The 23,851-nt window shown below is 57.1% G+C and carries 23 protein-coding genes; 11 read left to right on the forward strand and 12 right to left on the reverse strand.

The genetic code is table 11. The features are described from left to right. The first annotated feature begins 62 nt into the window (after positions 1-62). From ABD890_RS00965 to ABD890_RS00985, 5 genes are all read left to right on the forward strand, one after another. The gene (locus ABD890_RS00965) at positions 63-1,583 is read left to right on the forward strand and encodes a Mur ligase family protein (protein ID WP_345084606.1); all 1,521 of its coding nucleotides are present in this window, start codon (positions 63-65) and stop codon (positions 1,581-1,583) included. A 188-nt stretch (positions 1,584-1,771) separates the two neighbouring features. After that, on the forward strand, positions 1,772-2,725 hold the full coding sequence (locus tag ABD890_RS00970) for a GNAT family N-acetyltransferase (RefSeq protein WP_345084609.1): 954 nt from the start codon (positions 1,772-1,774) through the stop codon (positions 2,723-2,725). Positions 2,726-2,948: 223 nt separating this feature from the next. Next, entirely contained in the window at positions 2,949-5,285 is a 2,337-nt protein-coding gene (locus ABD890_RS00975; RefSeq protein ID WP_345084612.1) for a WD40 repeat domain-containing protein, read from the forward strand. Between the two features lie 271 nt (positions 5,286-5,556). Beyond that, the gene (locus tag ABD890_RS00980; protein ID WP_345084615.1) at positions 5,557-6,438 is read left to right on the forward strand and encodes a DUF1559 family PulG-like putative transporter; all 882 of its coding nucleotides are present in this window, start codon (positions 5,557-5,559) and stop codon (positions 6,436-6,438) included. A 60-nt stretch (positions 6,439-6,498) separates the two neighbouring features. Further along, entirely contained in the window at positions 6,499-6,927 is a 429-nt protein-coding gene (locus tag ABD890_RS00985; protein ID WP_345084618.1) for a hypothetical protein, read from the forward strand. Between the two features lie 7 nt (positions 6,928-6,934). Here the strand turns inward: ABD890_RS00985 and ABD890_RS00990 are convergent, their stop codons facing one another. After that, the gene (locus ABD890_RS00990; protein ID WP_345084621.1) at positions 6,935-7,597 is read right to left on the reverse strand and encodes a hypothetical protein; all 663 of its coding nucleotides are present in this window, start codon (positions 7,595-7,597) and stop codon (positions 6,935-6,937) included. A 176-nt stretch (positions 7,598-7,773) separates the two neighbouring features. Between ABD890_RS00990 and ABD890_RS00995 the strand changes: the two genes are divergently transcribed. After that, a complete protein-coding gene (locus tag ABD890_RS00995) occupies positions 7,774-8,409 on the forward strand; it encodes a YdeI/OmpD-associated family protein (RefSeq protein WP_345084624.1) in 636 nt (211 codons plus the stop codon). Positions 8,410-8,430: 21 nt separating this feature from the next. Here ABD890_RS00995 and ABD890_RS01000 read toward each other — a convergent pair whose 3' ends face one another. From ABD890_RS01000 to ABD890_RS01015, 4 genes are all read right to left on the reverse strand, one after another. After that, positions 8,431-8,880, reverse strand: coding sequence for a hypothetical protein (locus ABD890_RS01000; protein ID WP_345084627.1), 450 nt, complete (start codon positions 8,878-8,880; stop codon positions 8,431-8,433). 23 nt (positions 8,881-8,903) lie between these two features. Beyond that, a complete protein-coding gene (locus ABD890_RS01005) occupies positions 8,904-9,932 on the reverse strand; it encodes a DUF1559 family PulG-like putative transporter (protein ID WP_345084630.1) in 1,029 nt (342 codons plus the stop codon). Between the two features lie 485 nt (positions 9,933-10,417). Then, complete coding sequence (locus ABD890_RS01010; protein ID WP_345084634.1) at positions 10,418-10,888, reverse strand: transthyretin-like family protein; 471 nt, start codon at positions 10,886-10,888, stop codon at positions 10,418-10,420. Between the two features lie 93 nt (positions 10,889-10,981). Further along, on the reverse strand, positions 10,982-12,040 hold the full coding sequence (locus ABD890_RS01015; RefSeq protein WP_345084637.1) for a DUF1559 family PulG-like putative transporter: 1,059 nt from the start codon (positions 12,038-12,040) through the stop codon (positions 10,982-10,984). Between the two features lie 404 nt (positions 12,041-12,444). Between ABD890_RS01015 and ABD890_RS01020 the strand changes: the two genes are divergently transcribed. Then, positions 12,445-13,284, forward strand: a complete 840-nt coding sequence (locus tag ABD890_RS01020; protein ID WP_345084640.1) for a helix-turn-helix domain-containing protein — start codon at positions 12,445-12,447, stop codon at positions 13,282-13,284. Here ABD890_RS01020 and ABD890_RS01025 read toward each other — a convergent pair. The 5 genes from ABD890_RS01025 to ABD890_RS01045 form a co-directional block, all read right to left on the reverse strand. Next, complete coding sequence (locus ABD890_RS01025; protein ID WP_345084643.1) at positions 13,244-14,197, reverse strand: NAD(P)/FAD-dependent oxidoreductase; 954 nt, start codon at positions 14,195-14,197, stop codon at positions 13,244-13,246. The two genes, ABD890_RS01020 and ABD890_RS01025, sit on opposite strands and share 41 nt — an antisense overlap. Positions 14,198-14,370: 173 nt before the next feature. Next, positions 14,371-15,339, reverse strand: coding sequence for a nitrilase family protein (locus ABD890_RS01030; protein WP_345084646.1), 969 nt, complete (start codon positions 15,337-15,339; stop codon positions 14,371-14,373). 71 nt (positions 15,340-15,410) lie between these two features. Next, positions 15,411-16,187: a hypothetical protein gene (locus ABD890_RS01035; RefSeq protein WP_345084649.1), complete on the reverse strand. Its 777-nt coding sequence runs from the start codon at positions 16,185-16,187 to the stop codon at positions 15,411-15,413. A 77-nt stretch (positions 16,188-16,264) separates the two neighbouring features. Continuing rightward, the gene (gene ispG / locus ABD890_RS01040) at positions 16,265-17,407 is read right to left on the reverse strand and encodes a (E)-4-hydroxy-3-methylbut-2-enyl-diphosphate synthase (RefSeq protein WP_345084651.1); all 1,143 of its coding nucleotides are present in this window, start codon (positions 17,405-17,407) and stop codon (positions 16,265-16,267) included. A gap of 107 nt (positions 17,408-17,514) precedes the next feature. After that, complete coding sequence (locus ABD890_RS01045) at positions 17,515-18,630, reverse strand: glycoside hydrolase family 88 protein (RefSeq protein ID WP_345084654.1); 1,116 nt, start codon at positions 18,628-18,630, stop codon at positions 17,515-17,517. A 156-nt stretch (positions 18,631-18,786) separates the two neighbouring features. Between ABD890_RS01045 and ABD890_RS01050 the strand changes: the two genes are divergently transcribed. Next, a complete protein-coding gene (locus ABD890_RS01050; RefSeq protein ID WP_345084657.1) occupies positions 18,787-19,290 on the forward strand; it encodes a tRNA (cytidine(34)-2'-O)-methyltransferase in 504 nt (167 codons plus the stop codon). Positions 19,291-19,536: 246 nt separating this feature from the next. Beyond that, positions 19,537-20,487, forward strand: a complete 951-nt coding sequence (locus ABD890_RS01055) for a lysophospholipid acyltransferase family protein (protein WP_345084659.1) — start codon at positions 19,537-19,539, stop codon at positions 20,485-20,487. Here the strand turns inward: ABD890_RS01055 and ABD890_RS01060 are convergent. Beyond that, positions 20,484-21,536 (reverse strand): T6SS phospholipase effector Tle1-like catalytic domain-containing protein, encoded by a 1,053-nt coding sequence (locus ABD890_RS01060; protein WP_345084663.1) that lies wholly within the window; start codon positions 21,534-21,536, stop codon positions 20,484-20,486. The two genes, ABD890_RS01055 and ABD890_RS01060, sit on opposite strands and share 4 nt — an antisense overlap. A gap of 164 nt (positions 21,537-21,700) precedes the next feature. On the opposite strand from ABD890_RS01060, the gene ABD890_RS01065 reads away from it, so the two are divergent. Beyond that, positions 21,701-22,165, forward strand: coding sequence for a hypothetical protein (locus ABD890_RS01065; protein WP_345084665.1), 465 nt, complete (start codon positions 21,701-21,703; stop codon positions 22,163-22,165). Here ABD890_RS01065 and ABD890_RS01070 read toward each other — a convergent pair. Next, a complete protein-coding gene (locus ABD890_RS01070; protein WP_345084668.1) occupies positions 22,162-23,121 on the reverse strand; it encodes a bestrophin family protein in 960 nt (319 codons plus the stop codon). The two genes, ABD890_RS01065 and ABD890_RS01070, sit on opposite strands and share 4 nt — an antisense overlap. Positions 23,122-23,270: 149 nt before the next feature. On the opposite strand from ABD890_RS01070, the gene ABD890_RS01075 reads away from it, so the two are divergent. Next, positions 23,271-23,846: a DNA-3-methyladenine glycosylase I gene (locus ABD890_RS01075; protein ID WP_345084671.1), complete on the forward strand. Its 576-nt coding sequence runs from the start codon at positions 23,271-23,273 to the stop codon at positions 23,844-23,846. Positions 23,847-23,851: the final 5 nt, after the last annotated feature.

Genomic DNA, 23,851 nt, shown 5'->3' on the forward strand with positions numbered 1-23,851 from the left:
GGACGGATTCGGGGTTTTTCTCAGTCTTAGATCGCGCCCAACCATTGGCAAGGAGGCCAAAGATGTCGCAGACACTCACTTCCCGCGTGGGAGTATCGCTCCGCAATCTGCTGCCAGGAGCCAAATTCTTCGGTGCGAACGACATTCTAGCCAAAGGTTGCTGTGCTCGACCCGAGCATGTTCTGCCGGGCGAAATATTCATGGCCATTTGCGACGACGATCAAGATGGCCACGACCATGTCGAAGATGCCATCCGTCGCGGTGCCGCGGCGGTTGTCTCCGAGAAGCCACTCCCCGTTAGCGTGCCGGTGTGTGTGGTCTCGGACAGCCGCGAGGCGTATGGCCAACTGTGCCATGCGTTGGCCGATCAACCAAGCGACCGGATCAAGGTGATTGGTGTCACCGGAACCAACGGCAAAACGACGACTTGCCTGCTCATTAAAGCCATTTTGCAGAAGGCTGGCGCCAAGGTTGGCAGCTTGACCAGTCTCGGTTTCGATAACGGCTACGACGAACAATCGTGGAGCCATCCAACGCCGAATCCGGCGATCATGGCGGACCTTCTTTCACGGATGCAATACAACGGCTGCACTCACGCCGTGATCGAGGCGTCGAGCGAAGGTTTGGTCAAACAACACCTCGCCGGCATCCAGTTGGACGTGGCAGCCTTTACCAATATTCGCCAGAATCACATCGAATTGCACGGTTCGGCTCGCAACTACTACCGTGCCAAGAAGAAGCTTCTAAAATACCTCCGCGACACAGGCGTTGCCATTTTCAACGGCGACGACTCGAACTGTACGCGGCTGATGAATCAGTCGGAAGTTCCTTCGCTGTCGATCGCCGTCCACGGAGTGGGCGAGATCACCGCGACCGTCGTCGAACGCCATAAGAGCGAACAAACTTTCCTGCTGACCGCCGGCAGCCAGACGATGCCGGTTTGCACCCGCATGATTGGTGACCACCACGTATACAACTGCCTGGTCGCCGCCGCGGTGTGCCTTGTTTATGGAGTGGATATGAAAACGGTCGTTCGCGGCTTGGAATCGGTGGAAACGCTTCCAGGTCGAATGCAGCGAATCGAATGCGGACAATCGTTCGGCGTCTTTGTGGATCAGGCGCACACCCACGATGGGTTGGCGGTTGCCTTGAAGACCCTTCGCCGCGTGACCCACGGCCGCCTGATCTGTGTCCTGGGGGCCCACGAATCGAGTGACAAGATCAATCGTCCGCTGTTGGGCCGAGTGGCTGAACGAGGAAGCGATGTGTCGTTGATCACCCTCAGTGGCAGCTATGGGCAGATGCAGAACGAAGTCGTTCACGACATCGTCGATGGCTTCGCCCGACCCGCCAAGGCCCACGTGGTTGCCAACCGCAAAGAAGCGATCCGCTACGCTTTGAGCCAGGCCGAAATTGGCGACACCGTGCTGATCACTGGGCAAACCACCGAACGACTGGTGAGCGACCGCGTCGAGCAAAGCGATCCCCGCGACTGTGACGTGGCCCGCGAACTGCTCTACGAAATGGTCCAGGACGAAGATCACGTCATGCCAGAAGCCAAGGTCATCGCGTTTCCGCGGTAGTTAATCGGCTGAAAACAAGCAAATGCTTTGCGGCAAGCGCGGTCGAATGACGACCGTGCTCTCGAAGGATCCGGCATTCTTGCCAGGCCGCAACCGATCAAAGTCTGCCTACCTTTCCGTTGGTGGTTATTTGGGCTACGCTTAGGTAATCGATTCTCCACATCCCACACCCAGCCAACGTTGTTCTCTTGATCGTCGTTCGACCGTTTATCAACAGCGATCCTCCGAAACTGGTGGAACTTTGGAACCACCAGCCTGTCAGCCGAGGGCTCGCGCAACCGATGACCATCGCGCTGCTGGAAGCCCAGGTCTTTGCCAAACCTTATTTCCTGCCAGCCAATCTGCTGGTGGCGGAAGTCGATGGCAAGATCGCTGGTATGGCGCACCTGGTGCCGGATGGTCCGTTGGTCGAAGAAGGCACGCGGCTCGAGACCTCCAATATTCCGATCTTGTTGTCGGCAAACATCCCGGAGTCGGCCGCGGTAGAAGATGCCTTGCTGACGGCGTGTGAAGCCCGCATGGCTGAGTTCACCGGTCGTGCCATGCTACTGGGTGGGACTGCCGAACCAGGACCGTTCTATTTCGGACTGGCGAAAGGAAGTTGCAACCGCGGAACCCTGGTAACCGATACGCGGATGAACGAACTCGCCGCGCGGCACGGTTACGTCGCCTCGACGCGATGGGCGATTTGCCATCGTACCCTGCGTGGCTTTCGCCCCCCCGTCGATCGCAACCAGATCGCGGCACGTCGGGCGCTGAATGTCGTGCGGGAAGATGATCCGCCGTTTCGTTCCTATCACGAAGCATGCATTTACATGCATCATCACCAAACACGCTTCTCGCTGGTGAAAAAGCTCGGCTGCGAAGTCCTCGCGCAGCTCACCATTGTGCAGATGGAAGCGTTCAGTCATCTGCGCGGGGTCCGCACCAGTGGCATCGTCGATATGAATGCCCTGGAAGGTTGCGACGACGTGCAGGCTCAGTTCTTTTTGGCGGAAACCTTGCGGCAAGTTGCCGAAGAGGGGACCTCGGTCATCGAAACCCAGGTTGCCACCGCCAGCGACATGCTGACCTCACTCGCCACGAAGCTCGATTTCGAGACCGTCGACGAAGTTCACCTGCTGGTCAAACGCTTCGACTAACGCGCAGCGGCATGTTTTGCGCAGCGCGTGGGCACTCTTTTCTCCGCGCGATTTCTGGCTGACAACGGCTGATTCGGCTCAAAGTTTTACGGAATAGTCTCCGTTTTACGGTTTCAGGTGTAGATATCGCGGGGAGTCAGTATGCTTGGGTGGGACAGCATCCCAGTATTTGGTCAGCACGCCCCACTCGTTTACCCTTGAATCTTGCCGGAGATCTTCTCGCATGGCCCACACCACGACCATCGCGAAGCGCGGGCGGTTGCTTGCGTTGTTCGCTTGTCTTCTTGTTCCCGGATTGTTTGCTGGTTGCGAAGGTGAGTCGTTGATCGACGATCCCTCGACCCCGCCGGCCCCTTCCGCCAGTTCGCCTCCGCCGCTGAACCCTCAGCCGCCAGGCACGGAACCAGCCACGACTCCTTCCACCACGACTCCGCCACCGATGGCGGAACCTGGGACCGCTCAACCAGCAGCTGCTCAACCACCAGGGTCGACGCCGGCGCCTAATTCGTTGCCGGTCGATACGCCTCCGCCTCCGATGGGACTGGGGCCATCTCCTGTCACGCCGGCTCCGGCAATGACACCGGGCGGGGCACCAGGTGCTTCGGCTCCTCCGGCCGCCACGCCACCGGCTCAGCCCCCTGCTCTTTCGCCGATGGCGCCCGGCACGACCGATGTATCCGCACTGCGAAGCAAGTTGCTCGGATTCTGGGCTCCTGAGAAAGACCCCAACAGCGGCTTTCAGCTACCAATCTTAGAGATCGGCGAAGAAGAGTTCTCGATCGCGGCTGGCGAGTCGGGACCTTATCAACTGCTCGATGCCACCACGCCAGCGCGAATCATTATGGATGGCGGACACGAGAAGATGCACGCGCTGGTTGACCTGAACGGCGAGATGTTGCGGCTGAGTATGCTCAACCCGCGCGAGCATCCAGGAGAGTTTCCGAAGTCGATGAACGACAAACGCGGGATGCAGCTCACCTTTCATCGTGGTGAATCGCCTCCACGGTCGATTGCGCATTTCGGCCTAAGCGTCCGCGGCGTCTACTACCAGGCCGGCACACTTCGGCCCGATGGCAAAGCGGCTGCTATGCGATTGGGAAATCAGCTGCTGGTGTGGGATCTGGAGAACCAACGCAAAGTCACGCGACTCTCGTCGCTGAACTGTGGCGAGATCGGGCAGGTATCGTGGTCGCCCGATGGCAAATGGTTAGGTGTGGCTTCGCAGTATGCGCTGCCGAACATTGATGGCGGTTATTTATTGGATGTCGACACCATGAAGCCCCTGGCCACCTTCGAAAAGGAGTGTGCCTACGTCGTCTTCAGTCCCAATGGTCGCTTCTTTGCCACGGGCGGTCGCGAAGTGAACCCGAAACTATGGAGCACCACCAGCGGCAAGCCGGTCATCGAGTTGAAGACGCAAACGAATCGTTCCGAAGCTGGGGCGATCAGTCCTAACTCGAAATGGCTTGCCACATATGGCCATGGTTCCGACACGATCGAGTTGTTCGAGACCCAGAGCGGAAAGAAGCTGGCCGAGTTGCCGCTGAAGAAAGATCAGCAGGTCAGCAGAATTTGCTTCGCACCCGATAACCGCTCGGTGTATGCGTTGACGACCAACGAGGAACCCGGGGTCTGGAAGTTTGCCTTGGATAGCAAACAGCCGATGCCCCAACGGATTCACGAGACCGAGTACGATGATATTGCGTTCTCGGCCGATGGTTCGGTTTTCGTCGCGTCGGCGGAAGAGGCCTTGGAGATTCGAGAAGATCCCGACGCAAAAGATCCAACCGAAACGTTCAAACTGGCGATCGACGGAACAACCATCGATGTTTCGCGGGATGGTCGGTTCCTGCTGGGAGCATCGGAGGGGCGCTGCGAAGTATTCGATCGGAAGGCCACCTCCGATGCGAAAGCGGTTCGTTGGCCAGGTCGACTCAGCGAGGAGCAAGACGCGCTCTTTACTCAGGACAGCAAGTTCTTCGACATGGGCTACATGCTGGTGGGAGAAGACAGAAATATCATGCAGGATGGCAAGCCGGTCCTAAGCTGGCGGGTTCGCGTTTATGATCGATACGATGCCTCGGTCGGGCACGAGTTAGCCCCTTGGGACTCGGAAGAAAACAAGGCCCTGCTCGACGCATCCCCCACCCTGTTTCGGCTCGACAAACCGCAGGACAACAAGGCCTTCGCATTGCATGTCACCGGGCCCGGGACTGTCCGCGATCCGAATGGGACCGCCACGCAGGAAGGTGACCCCGATACGATTCGGTTTGTGCTTGTTGGCCCCGAATCGGGCGTTCCATGGACCGCTCCGGAAGACTTTGTATTCGATCCGAACGATCCCTGGAAAGGGCTGCCGAAGGAAGGCTTTTACGCGAACCTCACCAGCAGCTATTCGGTGTGGGTGAAAGGCGATACGCCTCCCGACGTGCTGAAAGCGATGTTCACGATCAACGGCAAGGAAAAGGTCGACATTGACAAGTGGACCGACATCGTCACGGTGCGATTTGCCTATGGCCCAGAGGAAACAAACGCCTTGCCGCCGTTTTCGCCGAACTAAATTCACGACGAACAACTTTGAAGAATCGAACGCCCCGCCATTGAAAGATGGTGGGGCGTGTTTGTTTTCTCGCTGCGCGATGCACGAAGATCAGGCCTCAAAGAACGCCATCAAGTTCTTTCCACGGTGATGACAAAATAGCGGAGCACGACGACGTGGATTCGGATTGCTGAGGAGGAAGTGGCCCCCAAATAATGATGGGCATCGCTGGCCTGCGTTCGCGTGGTTGGCGATTCCCATCTCTCCCCTCAACTCTCTTCAAGGCCTCCCCATGTCAGCCCCACATCGTTTGCATCGCGCTTTTACGTTGGTCGAGTTATTAGTGGTGATTGCCATCATCGGCGTGTTGATCGCGCTGCTACTTCCGGCCGTGCAGCAAGCCCGCGAGGCGGCTCGGCGGATGCAATGCACCAACAACCTCAAGCAGTACGGCTTAGGCCTGCACAACTTTCACGATACGTTTGGCCGTCTGCCGGCGGGTGGCTATGGCGTTGACACGCCGCTGAAGCATGATCGTATGAGCGGGTTCGTCCCGATGATGCCGTTCTATGAACAAGGGACGCTGTACGATCTGTTCAACATTGACGAATCGGTCGACCATGCCGACAACGCCAACGCGATCCGCAACCTGGTCGGCATGATGTTTTGTCCTTCGCGACGTAGTCCAACCGCCGGGCTCACTTCGAGCTATTACATGCAAACCTGTTCGCGAGGCGACTATGCGTTCTCGGCAGGTGGCGAAGGAAGCCATAGCAACACCACCGATCCGAACTTGTTCAAAGGGATGTTCAGTCAGTACTGTAAGTTGCAACTATCGCAGATCACCGATGGCCTCTCGAACACAATCGCGATCGGAGAGAAACGGGTCGAACGACGCTCAGACGCCGAGACCGACGCGCAGTTGATCAACATGGATGGTCCTGCCTATCGCTGGGGATTTCATGCGACGCGAAACATCAAGTCGCCACTCAGTTCGCCACTGCTGACGTCGCTCAGCGATAACGACGCGAACTTTGGCAGCTCGCACGCAGGCCGCGGCGTGAACTTTGTGTTTGGTGATGGTTCGGTGCACTACATTCCGCAAACGGTGAACTGGACTGTGCTGCAAAATCTGGCCAATCGGGCCGACGGCAATCCGGTGACGATTCCATAGCCAGCAACCTCACCTGGGTGTTTTTCTTTCGTCGCTTCTTCTTCGAACGTGGTGATTGCCATGCTGTTTTCTATTGGGCGTGCCGAACTTTCCGGGCGTCGTGGTTTGCGAGGCTTGTTGCTGGTGGCTCCCCTGCTCTGTTTGCTGGGATGTGGTCCGCAGAACGAATCGGTCGTGCGCGGTACGGTGACCTATCAAGGTAAGAAGTTGACCGGTGGTTCGGTCTTGTTCAATCCAGTCGATGAAACAAAGCCATCTGCCCATGCGGCGATTGGCAAAGATGGGACCTACGAGATCCGGGCCGTCACCGGTGAGAACAAGATCGTCATTAACTGGTACTCCGAGGTCGATCCAAGATTTGAACCGGGCGATCCAGGCTATGCGATTCCGCGGGCGTTGATCCCAGAGAAATACTCCAGAATCGATTCCACGCCTCTCAGTCGAACCGTGGAACCGAAAGAAACGGTGATCGACTTCGACCTCGACTAGGAGTTCGTTAGGAACGTTGTGGGGTCAGATCTTTGGTCGTGAGCCACAGGGTCAGCGAATCACGGCGGATCTGTTTGACTGGCATGATCTGTTCGTTGGCAATCCGCTGAGCGATTGATTCCAGTTCTCCCTGAATACCGTCGGCGATCAAGCAAATCCGCCGACGTTCGCCATCGATCGTCGCCACAAGATTCAACTGAGTTGGAATGCGTTCTTCGTTGCTAGCGACGCCTTTCATGTAGGGCGTCGTGATCACTTGTAGATGATCGATGTCCGACAGCGGAATGGTCAGGCCATGTTGGACCAAACGCACGGCTTGGGCGTTCCGATCGATCACGATGGCATCGGCCCACTTTTCGGCAGCCTGCTTACTTTGATGGATAAGGATCGTCCCGGCGGCAGAAAGGCCGGAAACGACGATTATCAAGGCAAGCAAGAAGATCTTAAGCCAAGCGTAGTCAGCACCCTCAAAGAAGTGAATATACCCCAAGGCGGCGAATAGACTCCCGATAAACAACCCGATCCAGGGCAGGCAACCTTGCCCCTCGTGCGCGACGGGGACAAAGGTAATCCGCTCGGGCGAAACATCGAGTTCCCATTTGCCTGCAATGCATCCAAATGGATGCGGCAAGACAAAAAGTTCGGGATCGTCGGTGGCAGTGTGGGACATGCGTAGTCGTTCACAGGATCAATAAGTGAGGGCTGCTGGAACGTCATCTTGGCTGGTGGCGGACCGCTCGTCTAGTGATTTCTAAAACAAGGCTTCCCCGCAGGCAAAGCAGGCCACCGAGACGTTATACTGGCACCCGAACATTTCCGATTCTTCGCCGCCAGTCAGCCAGACCGATGCATCCCCAAGTCGACGAATACTTTGTCAAGCTGAAGCAGTGGCATGACGAATTGCAAGAATTGCGCAGCCTGCTGCTCGATACCGAGTTGGTCGAAGAATACAAATGGCGGGCCCCTTGTTACACGCTCGATGGAAAGAACGTCGTGATTTTGGCTTCATTCAAAGAGGCCTGCATGATCAGCTTCTTTAAGGGGACGCTGCTGAAAGACCCGAAGGGGCTGCTGCAGAAGCCGGGCGAGAACACCCAGGCCGCTCGCGTCGTGCGGTTCAGCAGCGTGGCCGAAGTACTGAAGCAGAAGAGCAGCATCAAGAAGCTGATTCAGGAAGCGATTGCGGTCGAGAAGTCAGGCGAAAAAGTCGCCAAGACAACCGAAGCCGAACCAGTGCCCGAGGAACTGCACGCTGCCTTCCAGCAACACCCGGCGCTCGAGAAGGCGTTCGAAGCATTAACCCCAGGTCGTCAGCGAGCGTACCTCATGCATTTCGCGGCGGCGAAGCAGTCGAAGACGCGTACGGCGCGGATCGAGGCCTGCACCGAACGGATTCTGGATGGCAAGGGCCTGCACGACTGCACGTGCGGGCTTTCAAAGCGCATGCCTGGTTGCGACGGATCGCATAAGTCGCTCGCTTGAACCTACCTGGCTCCTGACCATCTATTTGGTGGTCAGGTCGATCGTTCCCATCTCGACCGGACCGCTGCCGTCGACTGCCAGCCGGATCGGTGATTTGTCGGACTTCGCGTAACGATTCTTCAGCTTGTCAGGCCCGCCGTAGCTTCCTTGAATGACCTTGAATTCACCCCAGTAAAATGTCAACGCATAGTTGCCGGGCGGAACACCATCGCCGTCCTCGTAGGTTGAAAGGTGGAAGCTGCCATCGGGCAGCGTCAGCCCCTGGGTCACCGACGGATTACTGGCGTCGATGCCATTTTCTGGATGGCATTGAATGACAATCGGACTGCCAGGGGGCGAGCCGTTGACGGTCACCGTGCCGGTAACGGGGTGGGTCTTCTTGGCATGGTACTGGTGTTCGTCGTAGCTGCATCCAGCGACCACGGTGCAAACGATCAGACCGACCCACAGACATCGTGTTGGGGAGTGCATTGCTTCTCTCTTTCCGCCAGAAACTACTCGCTGAAGACTTCGCCTTTGGCACGCGTGATTTGGGCGGCGAAGGCATAGGCGGCAATGTTCGATGAAACGAATCTCACCGAACCGTCGCACATCAGGAACTCGGCGCCGCCAGGATGGAATGAGTAATACCCATACGTCCTCGCGTTGGTGCAGTTGATAGCGCACGGGCCGCCGTTTGAACCGAGCGTTCCATCGTAGAGCGAACCTTTGTTCCAGTGTTCGCCGATCAACACATCGCCCCAGGCGCCGCCCTGCGTTGGGCCGAGCGCCGCGGTCAGTGTGGGATCGATGGCACGCTTACGATAGATGTTGCTTCCGCCGAGTCGCTCGCCCAATAGGAACGTATTGGAAGTCCCATCTTGAATGTCGGCGATGCGGGTCGTGTTGGTACTAGCCCCATACCCGGTATTGTTGAGCGCACCGGTTCGACTTCCCCCAGCACTGCCGCTATAGGCCACACTCGCGAAATCGCCGAAGACGCCAGAGGTCGCGCTGTAATCGCAACGAGCCGCAGTCCAGCTCAGATCCATCGGTGGTACGCCACTGCCAAGGCCATCTTTCGGAACTTTGTAGTCGTGAACCTTCGCTTCCGGAGCGGATGGGCACATGAAGACATTCACCGGCGTTGCGATCGCCTGGACATTCGAGTTTACGGAAGCCGCGGGATAGCCAAGCGATGCTGCTTCGTTAAACGCCGGAACCTTCGAGTCGATGCGCGAGGCAAGCGCCGGTTGTTCGATGTAATCGAGAAGCTGAATTCCCCAACTCGACCCGTTTAAATCACCGGTGATATTCCAACTAAAGGGAAACCGCTGCAAAGCTGAGTGATAGTTGTGAAATCCAAGCCCCAGCTGTTTCAAATTGTTCGAGCACTGCATCCGACGAGCCGCTTCCCGTGCTTGCTGCACCGCCGGTAATAGCAAGGCGATCAGTACGCCGATAATCGCAATCACGACCAGAAGTTCGACCAACGTGAAGCCACGTTTGCGATCGACACGCATTCCATTGAGAGCGTCGTTCATGAGAGTCCCCTGAGATGAGAAGAGATGGGACCGCACAAAAGGAACGGCCGCCACGAGGAATCCAGCTAGGGGGCAAGATACACCTTGTTTGAGAAATTGTCATTAACGATTCGTTCAATTCGAAGAGGTTTTGCCCGCCTGCAATCCCAGTGAAAACCAATGAGGTAACTAACGATCTCCGCGAAAAAGTTCGCTAGTCTTCGTAGCCTGCAAACCAGCAGACAAGCCAGCATCGACAGGCAAACAATTGCTATCAGAGACCTATGAGCAACATCCCCCGAATCGCCAGCGTCGATTCAATCGGGCAAGCACAGAACGAGGCATGTATGCGGGACCAACTTGCCACAACCGACGTTGCCCCAGCGGCATGCGATCGCGAGTCGAATCGGGGCGAAATATGCTTCGCGCAAAGAAACAGACAAGGTCCCCGTCGAGGGAGAAGACCTTGCCTGCAAGTTGTGGATGAAGTTTATTGCAACGCGGAACTATTTTGATTCCAGCGCGAACGGAATGTCGTTGTTTCCTTCGTGTACCGTCGCCGTCAAACCAGACTGGTTCGGGTTTTGATAGCGCTTCGGCACGTGATAGGTCAGCTTTGGCTGCGGTGCGTTGCCGACAACATCTTCCGGAGTATCGGCAGCCGTCGCCTTGGCGATCGTCACGCGATATTCTCCTGGTAGCGTTCCCCCGTTCACTTGGGAACTCAGGCCTTCGCCTGGCTGCACAACGGTTAGTTCGTAGTGTCCCTGGGCATCGGTGAAGCCATTGGCTGGGGCACCTTCGCCGCGAACGACTGGCGAGAACATGATAGTCGCTCCTTCGACCGGTTCGCCATCCAGCGTTACGGTTCCTTCGACGTACTCGACTTTGAGAACCGAGTCGTCCGTGGAACAGCCCGCCAAGAAAATAGACAGAAGTAGGAACGATCCGACACGGATCCATTGATGGCAAGTCACGAGAGGACTCCTTTCGCGATTGATTACGGTGGGTTGAAGCAGGAAAGCGGGGCGTCTGGCGATCCGAGCGATTGCCAGGCGAAGACATCTCGGCTATGGAATTGACGAGATTTCACTTCCCGCCGTGCTGCCAAGTGCTCCCCAGACTCCGTAATAGGAAGGCCCCTGGTAAGTGGTAGACGACGGCGCTTGGGTGGGATCGCCCGCGTCGATGGTTTCCGCCATGAACTTCACGGCACCATCGGCGAAGACGACATTCACTCCCCCAGGGTGATAACTGCTAGCCGAGGCCAACGAGTATTGTTCGGCATCGCCGTTGGCACAGTTATGCGAGTTGGGCGGCAAGATCGGTTGCCACTGGGTGTAGATCGTCTGGCCACACGCCCAGCGCGAACCGCTGGTGTAGTTGCCAACGTAGATGTCGCCGTTGATCGTGCCATTGGCACCACGCCGCGCGGCACATAGGCTCGGTGCAGATCCTTCCGTCGCGCCAACGTTGCGGGCAATGCCCGTCGTCAGGCGATCGCTGGCGTAAAGGCCGAGACGCGATTCCGAGACCATCATCGTGTTGCTGGTGCCATCGACCAGGTCGCGAAAGCCTTTCCGGGTGAGGCTTTGTTTGCAGAACACGCCGCGACATTCCGGCCGATTCCAACTGATCCACATGTCGCCCCGGTTACAACGATAACTGGTCGGAGCGAGCCCGCGCGGCGTAGCGGTGTTGCCATCCGACGGACAAACGATCATCGAGATTGGTCGCTTCAGGAATTCCGTCTCGGACCAGGGTGTATAGATGCCAACATGGGTATCGACCAATTCGTCGTAAACAGCTTGCTGTTCCAAAAATGGCATCAGCACAGTCAGATAGCTCCACTGTTTGCTGGACCCAGGATAGGCGGCTTCCGAGTAAGGATCGGCGACGCTCTGATTACGAAACGCCCAGTTGTATGTCCCCCCGGGGAACATCTGGAAGGTATCGTGAAAGTTATGGATTGCCAAGCCGATTTGCTTTTGCTGATTGACGCATTGAATACGGCGGGCCGCCTCGCGAGCCTGTTGCACGGCCGGCAAAAGAAGTGCGATCAACACACCGATGATCGCGATCACCACTAATAGTTCGACCAGGGTGAACCCCTGTTTTCTGACAGACATACGGATGAACTCCAGGTATGAATGGAAGAATATTTCGAACGCAATAACGACGCGTACCGCAGGTACGAACAGCGTTAAAGACATTCGCATCGCAGAAAAATATGCAATGAACTAAGGGGTACGAGTAAGGTGCCAGGAACCCCTGGGTGTTGCAAGAACAATCCAGGGAGAATCATGGCAAAACATCCACTAAACTCTTGCTCGCTCGGGAAGAGGTACGTAAACCGCCATTGGTTCTAAATTTGGCCTCGATCCTTTTCGGCCTGAATGTCAGAGTTGAGCAATTCGTGTTCGCTTGCGGGTAATTGCCGAAGAAGTCGCTGGAAACCAATGCCGCCGTGCGGCATCCAACCTGGCACATAATGCTGCGCAGTGATTGCATTCAAGGGCCAGGAGCACAAGAAATGTCGGTTGAGTTGGTACGATTGCCGCAAGATACCGGTCAGGTCAGCACGCATGTTCTGCAAGGCTCGGCCAAGATGGTCCGTTTCTACCAAGGACGGCGGCACGCGCACGACTTTCACCAGGTGACGTTGCTGCTGTCGGCTCCGCGAAGCTTGTCCTGGTCGGTCAACGACGTGGCCCGGTCTGCCAAGTCGCTGTCGAAAGGGGAAATCGTCATCTGCCCGGCGAACGTCCCGACCAGCGTCACGGCGACCGACCCGTTCGATGCGATCTCCGTTCGGCTCACAAGATCGCTGGTCGATCATGTGAGTCGACAAACGGGGCGAACTGGTTTTCAGTTGCGGCCGATGGTGGGCACGCGTGATGTCTTTCTCGAAACGCTCGCCGAGAAGCTTGCCGAAGATGTTGGCAGCGAATGTCCCGTTCTATCGGAATCGCTCGGCACGGCGCTGGCCGTGCATTTGCTACGCGAGTATGCCGACTTCTCCGCGCCGACTCGATCGATCACCGAGCTAGGCCAGAAAGATCTCGACGACGTGCTACGTTACATCGACACTCACCTCGCCGAGAAGCTTTCGCTGGAACAGCTTGCCGCACGCACGAGTTTGAGCCCGCATCACTTTCTGCGAAAGTTTCGCGCAGCGACTGGTCTGACGCCGCGACAATACGTGATTCAATCACGCGTCGTGCGTGCGAGGGAGATGCTGCAGCGCGGCGTCGGAATCACCGAGACCGCACTGGCTGTCGGCTTTTCCAGTCAAAGCCATCTGCATCAACATGTGCGAAAGCTGTTGGGTGTCACGCCGGGCGAACTTGCGCGGCCTCTTCCGCCAACATAAACCGATTGGCAACGGCCGCGGCAAACGCACCTTCCGCGGCGGCGGTTGCGACGCTCGGTAGACCGGCGGCGGCGTCTCCTACGATGAAAAGACCTGGCACCTCGGTCGCTCCGGTTGGCTCGGTTTTCACCATGCCTGCCATCGGGCCTTCGGCGATGATCGTGCATCCGAGATCTTTCGCCAGCGAAGATCGCTGATGGAATGGTGCCCGGAACTGCAGGATTGAACAGTCGACCGCTGGCCCTGTTTCAAACTCGATCGATTTCAATTGGCCGTTACTGGACACCAACTGCGCGATCGGTTCTTCGCGGATGGCGATCGAGCGTTCGGTTAGCCAGCGGCGGTCTGAATCGGCAATCGAATCGTTGCCGTTGGTGACGTAAGTCAACTGATCGGTCCAGCCGCGAAGCAGCGTCGCCGACTCGATCAAGAACTCAGGCGTGGCCATGAAGGCCCACCGTTTGCCCCGGAATTCCCAGCCATGGCAATAAGGACAAAGGATCGCGGTCGATCCCCAGATCTCGTCCAGTCCGTTCAGTTTCGGCAGTTCATCGACGATGCCGGTCGCCACGATCAACTTGCGGCAAACGACCTGGCTTCCGGATCGCAGCGAAACGAGAAAGCCAGCGTCGGTGGCCTGGGCGGTCTCGACCAGCACTTCACGATAGGTAACGTCGTACGGCTGAAGTTGCTCGCGACCAAGTCGCCGCAATTCGCTGGGGGGCGTTCCGTCTTGGGTAAAGAAACCGTGGACCCCTTCCGCCGGAGCGTTCCGGCCAGGGCCGCCATCGCAGATCAGCACTTTCCGGCAAGCTCGCCCCAATACCAAAGCGGCGCTCAGGCCAGCGGGACCGGCTCCGACGACGACGACATCGAACGATTCGATGGATTGATTCACGGATTCTGCGTTCACGAAGGTTCCCTTTCCCGAAGACGACGGCGAATCGACCATACAATATTCGACCTGGCCGTCGACTCCCTATGTTGAAGTGCGACAACATGATGTTAGGAGTTCGCGGAAAGGGCATCTTCCACAATCTTGCGACAGCGTTGCGAAGAATTGCACGGCGAAGAGAATCGCTGACGTTACTTGCGCGTCGAGGCTTCCGAAAAACGTGCTTCGCGCGGGGGCAAGTTCTCGGCCTGGGGCTGGGTCAAGATGCCGTATAGCTCTGGTCTCCGCCCACGAATCCAGCGACGACCGGTGCACTTGTCGAGCAACTCAAGATCGAGGTCGGCCGTTACCAGACAATCTTCCGGCTGCGAAGCCTCGGAAATAATGCGACCGTAGCAATCGAGAATCATCGCGTTGCCGGTGCGGACTTCGTCGTCGTCGAGACCGATGCCGTTGCTGAACAGCACGAACATGCCATTATCGTGGGCCCGAGCGGGAAGCCAACGTAAGATCCACTCGCGCCCCTTCGGACCGTTCACTTCGTTACGCAAACGCTCGGGATCGGTGTGTCGCTGCTGCCAGACTTCAGGTTCAATTCGACCCATGGCGAAAGGACTGCGCGACGCCGTTCCGCCGGTCTGATGCGGCGCAAGCAAAATATCGGCCCCCAGCAGCGCCGTGGATCGAGCGTTCTCGACCAGGTTGTTATCCCAGCAGATCAGCACACCCAGCTTGCAGCCCAGGGGCGAATCGAAAACGGTGAAACGCTCGCCGCTGCTCATATGCGAGCTGATGAAACAATGCAGCTTTCGATGTGAAGCGATTTTGCCATCGGGCATGGCGACGACATAAGTATTGTAAAGCTGGCCATCGGCGGCACGTTCGATCAGGCCTGCCCCGATCACCATGTTGGTCTGCTGCGATAAGTTCGCGAGGGCCGCGCTGCCGGGACCATCGGGTACCGTTTCGGCGAGCACTTCAACTCCGTCGCGATCGAGATTCCGGACATGCCAATAACCGGTTAGGCACATCTCGGGAAAGCTAATCAACTGCACGCCGTCACTCGCCGCTTGCCGCGCGAACTGTTCGACCGTTTTCAGATTTGCGACTTTATCGCCAGGGGCATGTTGAAACTGAACCGTGGCGGCGCGGATCGGCATGGCATTCACCGTTGAAAAGAGGAGGCAGACAAGTAAGGCATTCAGGCCGATCTTCGTCGACAAGCCTGGCGTTACAGCCGAGGCCGATCGGCAGACTGGATCCTGGCAACATGCGTCGCGAGCTTCGTTTCCGCGGTCGGAATGGTGGTGCGGATGGCGAGTGGAATTGGATCGACAATCTGCTTGTCGCGGCGGGCAACCAGGTAATCGCGAATGATGGGGCTGCGTTGGTTCTGCATCAGAAAGTGAACCCACAACCACGACTCGGCGTAGTCGTTGGCGGTCATCTGTTCTGGCTTGGCAATCGTCGCGAGGCGTTCCAAATTAGGCTGCCAGGTACCACGCTGCAAACCATCGGACAGCCAAGGAAGATGTTCGCGATTGAGTCGGCCTCGTACGCCAGCGACTTCGTAATACTCCGCCAGCCCCTCGTCGAGCCAGAGCGGAAGCGTCCCGACCGACGAATTCAGATAGGCATGCGTCAGCTCGTGCCGCAAGTCGGAGAGGACATGATCAGACCAGGTCGCGTAGACATAGTACTCACCACGTTCGACGACGAACAAAGCCCGTCGTCCGCCAAGCTGTGGGAAGTGAACCCGGGTGAAGTTCGCGAAGTTGTCGGAATCGCGGAAGATGCGAACATGGATTTTATTGTTCGAGAACGGAATCCCTAAGTCGTCGCGGAGTTCCATCTTCAGGTTGCGAACTTCCTGCAGCACCTGGCTGTCGTCATGCAGATCGAAATCGGCTTCGATCTGCAGCGGAACGTCATCGACGAACTCTGGCAGGGGCGCGTTCAGTCGATTGCTCCACATCGTGCACCCCAGCGCGAAGCAGGCGCCCAGCAAGATCAGATATCCTGTTCGAGGTGCGGCGGGTGAAGCGTGGCAGGCCATCCGTGGTCCTTAGCAAGTTGCGGCGAGGTTCAGCCAACCGTTTGGGTAGCGATCAGCTGGTCGAGCTCGTCCTTCAAGCGAACGAGGACTTCGTCGTAACCGAAGGCGCCCAGAGGCTCGCCTCCCTTTTTCAGATTCACATAGTTCGGACCGCACCACAGGCCAAGGTCGGCGTCGTCGGTCTCGCCGGGGCCGTTCACGCGGCAACCCATCACCGCGATGGTGATCTTATGGTCTTTGGCGTAGGCGGTCAGGTCCTTCACCTTCGCAGCCAGATCGACAAACGCTTCGTTCTCGACTCGCGAGCAGCTGGGGCAACTGATGATATTAAGCGTTTGCAAACCGTAATCGAGCACGGTGCGAACACGACCTGCTTTGATGTCGTCGAGGATCTTGCGACCCGCTTCGATCTCTTCCCCTTTTCGCGAGTTGGGAACGGTCAGCGAAACACGCAGCGTGTCGCCGATACCGGTGCCGATCAACTGCTCGAAGGCGATACGTGTCTTGATAATGCCATCGGGCGGCATGCCTGCTTCGGTCACGCCCAGGTGAATCGGTACGTCGGGTCGTTTCTCGGCGAAGCGGCGATTGACCTGAATCACCTTTTGAGGATCGCTATCCTTCAGCGACACGCAGTAGCGATGGAAGTCCAAACCGTCGACCAGATCGCAGTGCTCCCAGGCACTCTCGAGCATCGGCGTGATCGAGTCTTCTTTTTCGTACAGAGCGAGCTTGGCGGGATCGACGCTGCCGCAGTTAACCCCAATGCGGACGGCGCAGTCGTTGTCTTTGGCGATGCCAATGATGTACTCGACTTTCTCTTGCCACGGCTTTTCGCGCTCGTGGTGATAGAGATGCCCAGGGTTGTAGCGGATCTTGTCGACGTGCGGAGCGACCAGTTCGGCCAGCCGGTAATTCTCTTGCAGGTCGACCGAAAGATTGCCGGAAGTCTGTCGCCGAATTTCGGCCAACGCTTCGGCGTCCTTCTTGTTATCGACCGCAATGCGGATCACATCGGCGCCTGCCTTTTCCAGGTCGATTACCTGGGCAACGGTGGCATCGATGTCCTGGGTCTTAGTGGCAGTCATGCTCTGCACGGCAATCGGATTGCCGTTGCCGATGGTCACACTGCCGATTTTCACGCTACGCGTCGGATTGCGCTCGATTTCCAACGTTGTAAACTCCACGGTTGAAAGACTTTTGCCCTATTCTCTCTAACCGTGGAAGTTTTGACAACATCACGATTTCACTTGCTTTTCGATTGCGCGTGAAGAGTTCGCTAATTTTCGCGAACAACCTTGGTCAACGCTTCGACAAAGAAGTACTCGCCGAACATCACCGATTCGTCGACTCCCAGGTCTTTTTCGGTGTGATACACCCCATGTTTGAGGATCCCTTCCCAGCCTTCGTCGTTGATGGCCAGGTATTCCGGCTGAACCAGGGCATCGAGCGTTTTCAGGGCTGTTTCGCGGTATTTAGCCGCCTTGGCAGGGTCTTTGACCTGCTTCGACAGATCGATAAGCCCCGATGCGGCGATCGCTCCGGCCGAAGTCTCTTTCTGGGCACCCCAGGGGGCCGGCTGCGACAAGTCGGCGTCGAAGTCCCAGAACGGCACCCCATCTTCGGGCAGGTTCTCAACCCAGAAGTCGGCATTTCGCACGGCCACATCGAGGAACTCTTCCGAACCCGTCAGGGCGTACACTTTGCTGTAGCCATACAGCGACCACGCAAGGCCGCGGGCCCAACTGCTGTCGCCACGAAGACCCTGATGGGTCGTTTCTTCCAGGAATTCGCCGGTTTCGAGGTCGAACATTCCTTCATGGGCGGTCGAACCGTTCTCGCGGACGATCTTGTCGCGGGTCGTTCGGCAATGGGCAACCGCCTTCCGCATCAGCTCTTCGTCGCCTGTTTCGATGGCGGCATAGAAGATGATCGGAACGTTCATCATGATGTCGATGAACAGCGAATCGTCTGAGACGAAGCTGCGGAGATACTGACCCTTTTCCTTAAACCGCATCGCCAACGTGCGACCGGCCTGGATCAGGACATCGTTCAATTGCTTGTCGCCGGTCAGCTTGTACCACGGCAAATAGGTACTCAAGAAGATAAAGCCGAGATCGTGCACGTCGCGGTCGTGTTGACGATGTTCGAGCAGCTTCGAGTAGTGCTCGGCCCGCTCGCGCCAAGTCGCATCACCGGTTCGCAGATGGAACTGCCACATCATTCCCGCGAAAAAGCCAGCACACCAGTCGGTCCACAACTCCTTATCGTGCCGCCACTTCCCTTCTTCGGTGTAGATGGGAAAGTAATCGGGATGCTGGGCCACCGTTCCGGCAACCTGCTTTTCGGCGAATTGAAGGGCCTGCGTGTATTGGTCGATGCGTGCGTCAGACATGATGGCGAAAAACTCTTACGGGGAAACGGGATAGGAACGCGGTCGAGGCGTTAGTCGCCGGTTGGAGATGCTATAATGCCGGTCCAACTGGGCGCTATCGTAGTCCTCGCGATCTAGCCCGAAAAGCCATTGGACCCAGGAACCCTGAAAATTTCGATGTACGAGCCTGTCTTCCATATCGTTTTGCTGGAACCAGAGATCCCGCCGAACACCGGCAACATCGGGCGAACGTGCGTCGCCACCGGTATCAAACTGTGGCTGGTCGAGCCTCTCGGATTTCAGGTCGACGATGCCACGCTCCGGCGTGCCGGAATGGACTACTGGCAGCATCTCAATTGGGAGGTCGTTCCCAAATGGCAAACGATTGAAGAGCGCCTTAAGTCCAATCGAAAGTGGTACTTAACCAAGACCGCCAAGCAAAGCTACGCCACCGTCGAGTTTGAAAAAGGAGACGTCTTCGTCTTCGGCCGCGAGTCGCAAGGCTTGCCGCGCGAACTCGTCGAAGCGAACGAAAACACGTCGATCTCGATCCCCATGCGGACCGATGTGCGAAGCCTGAATCTGGCCTCTTCGGCGGCGGTCGTCGCATACGAAGCGGTCCGACAACAGACGCTTCGTGGCGAATATTCTTTACCGATCGGCGAGTCCCCAATCGGGTAAAACAAGCCCGAATTGCGAGTCGCTTGAGACGTTCGGTCGATCGTCGTTCGAGGCCGTCAAACAAGCACCATGGTTCGGCAGAAAAGTGATTGCCTGTCTTGCCTGGGTTCGCTGAATTGTCAGATTGCCGATGAGAGGTCAATCAACAGGTCCCTGCTCGTCGTTTTGGTCTTTCCCGGAAGTCGGGAATTCTCCAGAATATGCCCGACCTTTTGACCCATCGGCCAAGCATCGCAGGGAGGCGAAATGAGGCCCAAGCTTGTAGTTGATTATCTGGTTTACCTGATTGTGCGCATCTTTATCTGCGTCGTTCAGGCAACGGCTCTGTCGGTCTGTGCCCGGGCCTCGAAGTTCCTGGCATGGCTCGCCAACGACGTGTTGAAGATCCGCGGCAAGTTGGTCGACCAGAACTTGAAACACGCCTTCCCAGACCTGACCGCCGACCAGCGCCACAAGCTGGCCCGTCGAAGCTGGTACCACTTGTGCCTGATGGTTTGCGAAATCGCTCACGCTCCACGAAAGCTGCACGATACCAACTGGCACAAGTCGATTCAGATGCACGATATACATGTGCAGATCGAACAAGCCCTGGGACGTCGCCCGGTGGTCGTTCTCCTCGGCCACTTCGGCAATTTCGAGCTGATGGGCTACTGCACCGGTTTGCTCGGCTTCCCGACTTACACCGTCGCCCGGCCGCTCGACAATCCGTTTCTGCATAAGTACTTGGAAGAGTTCCGCAGCGCGACCGGTCAGATCATTCTGCCGAAGCAAGGAAGTGCTCCGTACATCGAGAAGGTGCTGGAACAGAACGGCACGCTCGCTCTATTGTGCGACCAGAACGCCGGTCCCAAGGGTTGCTGGGTCGAGTTCATGAACCGACCTGCTTCGTACCACAAAGCGATCAGCGTCTTCTCGATGACTAGCGGCGCCCCGGTCGTGTTCCTTTACATGCGACGCATTGGCGGCCCGATGCAATTTGAAATGGGCGTCGAAGGCATCTACGACCCGGCCCGCGACGGAGCCAAAGGGGTCAAGGAAGTTACCCAGTGGTACAACGACATGCTCGAACGTGTCGTCCGCCGCGACCCCGAACAATACTGGTGGGTCCACAACCGTTGGAAAGACGACCGCCCGGCTACCAAACGCCGCAAGGAACAGGAAAAAAAGGAAGCGGCCCGCGTCGCCCAGGCCGCCTAGCCGGTCGCCTCATCCGTTGGTCCGCCAAGCCACGGCACCTGGTCGTATCGCTTGGCGTCCTTGGGGACATTTCGCCGGCGATATAAATTCGGGGAATACCACGACATCCGCTCGGGTTTCAGATCGTGATTCCATTGCCTTCGTGGCATGAACTCTAACAGGTTCCAAACGACTCCACGGGTAGAGTTGTGGACCGTGCCGTCAATGTTGGGCTTCGTTTGCGGATGTTTCTGATCGCTACGTCCCAGAAAGAAGTCGACCGTATCTTGCTTTAGCTGACACCCGGCCGCGGTCGCTTCCTGATACATCCACTGAAGTGTGGCCTTCGCGATCCCCGATTCTTCTTCAGGGTAGCCACCCCCCACATCGCCATGCGATCCGGGGAACCAGATCTCCTCGAACGATTGGTGCTGGTCCGCCTTCTTGGGACGAAACAAATTGGCCTGAAAGCAGGTCCGTCGCTCGTCCAACGCGACGGCATGACGAATATGATCGATCGATTCGTTATCAGCCGTGTAAGGAAGCGTTCGATAGTTGGTAAAACTGCCAAATGCGCTCACGGTATCCCAGACTCCCATGAAGTGGACCCGCGGTCGCTCCTCTTGTGAAAACGCAAATCGGAAATTCGCCGCCGCGCGGAACTCTCCTTCGCAATAGACCGTCCACCCCAGCGCGTCGAGGTGTTCCAGTTCTCGGCGAGCCATACCGAGGCTATGCAGCATTCCGGCAAGGGCTCTTACGGCATAGGCCCCACGACTGAAGCCGATCAAGTAGATCCGATCGCCTGGTTCCCAGTGTCGCACGAGAAATCGATAGGCTTTGCAGGCCTGATTCTCGACGCTGGAACCGATCGCCATATCGATGATTCGACTGGCCCGTTGTCCCTTTTGGGTCAGCATGCCAGGGTTGGGCAAGGTTCCGACTCCGGAGTCGTAGTAGGCAAGCTGTTCTTCGTTTCGCTCGAGCGAGCGGTAGAATCGCAAGACGTTCGTTGGGTCGTTTACGAGACCATTCGACGTTCCATCGCAGCACACAACAATGTTCTTCATTGGCTGGCCACCCCATGATATTTGTGTCATAACAGCATCATGTCATGGCATAACAGACTATCAGGTCAGTTATGTATGTCTATGAAAACCTCAAAATAAATGCCAAGGTCAGTCCAGATGACAAGAACCGCCTGTCCGGTGGGCAATGAAGAGAAAGCCAGGTCATGCTGAAGATTACGCTGACCGTCCTGGCGGTTCTTACGGTGGTGATGTTCACCGGAATGACACTCTGGACGGCCAATTACATTGGGGCAAATAACCAGCTGGATTCAACATTTACCGTCGATGGTTGCCGCAAAGCGATCGACCGGATGACCGAGGCCGAGAAGACCGCGCATCTGCAGATGACGCTTTACGCGGATACGCTGTTTCCGCTGGTCTATGGAAGCTTCCTCTGCGGCTTGCTGGTTCTTTTCAAGGCACCCTGGGGCTTTTATCTGCTGCCAGCCTTCACGGTAGTAGCCGACTACGTCGAGAACTTCTGCCAGTGGAAAGCGCTAAAAGACGCCGATGGTTACTTGTTGCTTAAGGTTGTGATGACCGACATCAAGTTCGCCGGTCTTGCGATCGCGTCGGCCGTTGTGCTCGTGCTATTCGGCCGATGGTGGTTTTGTCCAAGTTGTCGCTAGATCAGCAGGTGATCAACCGGTTCGACTGGGGCAGGCAATTCTTCCGCAGGGTAGCCGGACATCTGCCGCATGTTGCGTTCGATCATCGTTGTCAGAAACAGCAGCGGAAGGTCGTTGTCGTCGACGCTGAATGGCTGTTCGATCTCGTCGCCAACGGCGTCCAGACCCAGGAACGCATAAGCAACCAGCCCGACCACCACCGGGGTGAGCAGGCCGACCGTGTCGTGCAAGCCACACGGAAGTGCCAGGCAATACAACAGCACCGTGCGGTGGGTCAGCACGCTGTAAGTGAACGGGATCGGCGTGCTGCGAATGCGTTCGCACCCTCCCTGAATGGCCAGCATCTCGGTCAGGCTGGTATGCAAGATCGGCACGTGATAGGTATTCAGCGTCCCGCTTTTCCAGGCCGCTTGAATGCAGTTGGAAATCTCTGCCGCGACCGCAGCCGGAATGTTGTCTTGTGCCAAATAGCTTTGCAGTTTCGGATCGTCGTGCAGACGTAGCATTAACTCGTCGGTGGCATCCGTATCGCGCAAACGATGTCGCACCGCGTTGATATAGGCAATGGTCAGTTCGATCATGCGGCGTCGCTGGGCGACAGTCACGCTTTCGTCCGTGGCGTTCGCGTCAGGATTGGTTCCGTCAACCAAGGTGTTAACCTGCATGGTGAAGCTGCGGCAGACATTCACCATCCGGCCCCACAGCTTGCGCCCTTCCCAGTAACGGTCATACGAGGCATTGTTGCGGAAACCAAGGAAGATGGCGATGGCCAGGCCGACCACCGTGAATGGCGCCATCGTCAGCGTGAACTTATGATCGGGAAAGTAATACGAGATCAGCGTCGTCACGATCGAAAACGAAACCACCACCAGAAAACGAGGCCAGATCTTATCGAACGTCGTTCCATGAACGGCGAAGATCATGCGGAGCCAACTATCTTTTTCGGTGACGATCATGGAAGAAATAGCCTGGTCAGATGGTTTCTGGAACGACGTGTTCGCGTATCATCGATGGTTGTTGTCGAACAAGTTACCCGATCCGGCACCCCGGCGGCAACCAAGCCGCCCGATTGCTCGCCGCCCCTTACGACTTTCAAGAAGGCGTTATGCCCGTAACCAGTCCGCCGAAGCGATGTGCCTGGGCCGGAAACGACCCTGACATGCAGGCCTATCACGATCAAGAATGGGGCGTTCCCCAGCACGATTCCCGCATGCTGTGGGAGATGCTAGTGCTGGAAGGCTTTCAGGCCGGGCTTGCCTGGATCACAGTGCTGAAGAAACGCGAGGCCTTCCGCAAAGCGTTTTCAGGCTTCGAGCCCAAGAAGGTCGCCCGCTTCAACGAGGCCAAGGTCGCCAAGTTGCTCGAGAACCCAGGCATCATCCGCTCGAAGGCCAAGATCGCCGCGACCATTCAAGGGGCGAAGATCTACTGCGAGATGCTCGATCAGGGCGAATCGTTCGACCAATACTGCTGGTCGTTCACCGATGGTAAGTCGCTGCGGGGCGATGGCAAAACGGTGCCAGCCCAGACCGAACTATCCGCCGTGATCTCGAAAGACATGAAACGCCGCGGCTTCAAGTTCGTCGGGCCGACGATCGTTTATGCCTGGATGCAGGCCGTCGGCATCGTCAACGATCACAGCAGTCACTGCTTTCGGCGGAAGGTCTGCGATGCGAAGTGATAGCC

The sequence above is a fragment of the Bremerella cremea genome (assembly GCF_039541315.1).
GTDB lineage: Bacteria > Planctomycetota > Planctomycetia > Pirellulales > Pirellulaceae > Bremerella > Bremerella cremea.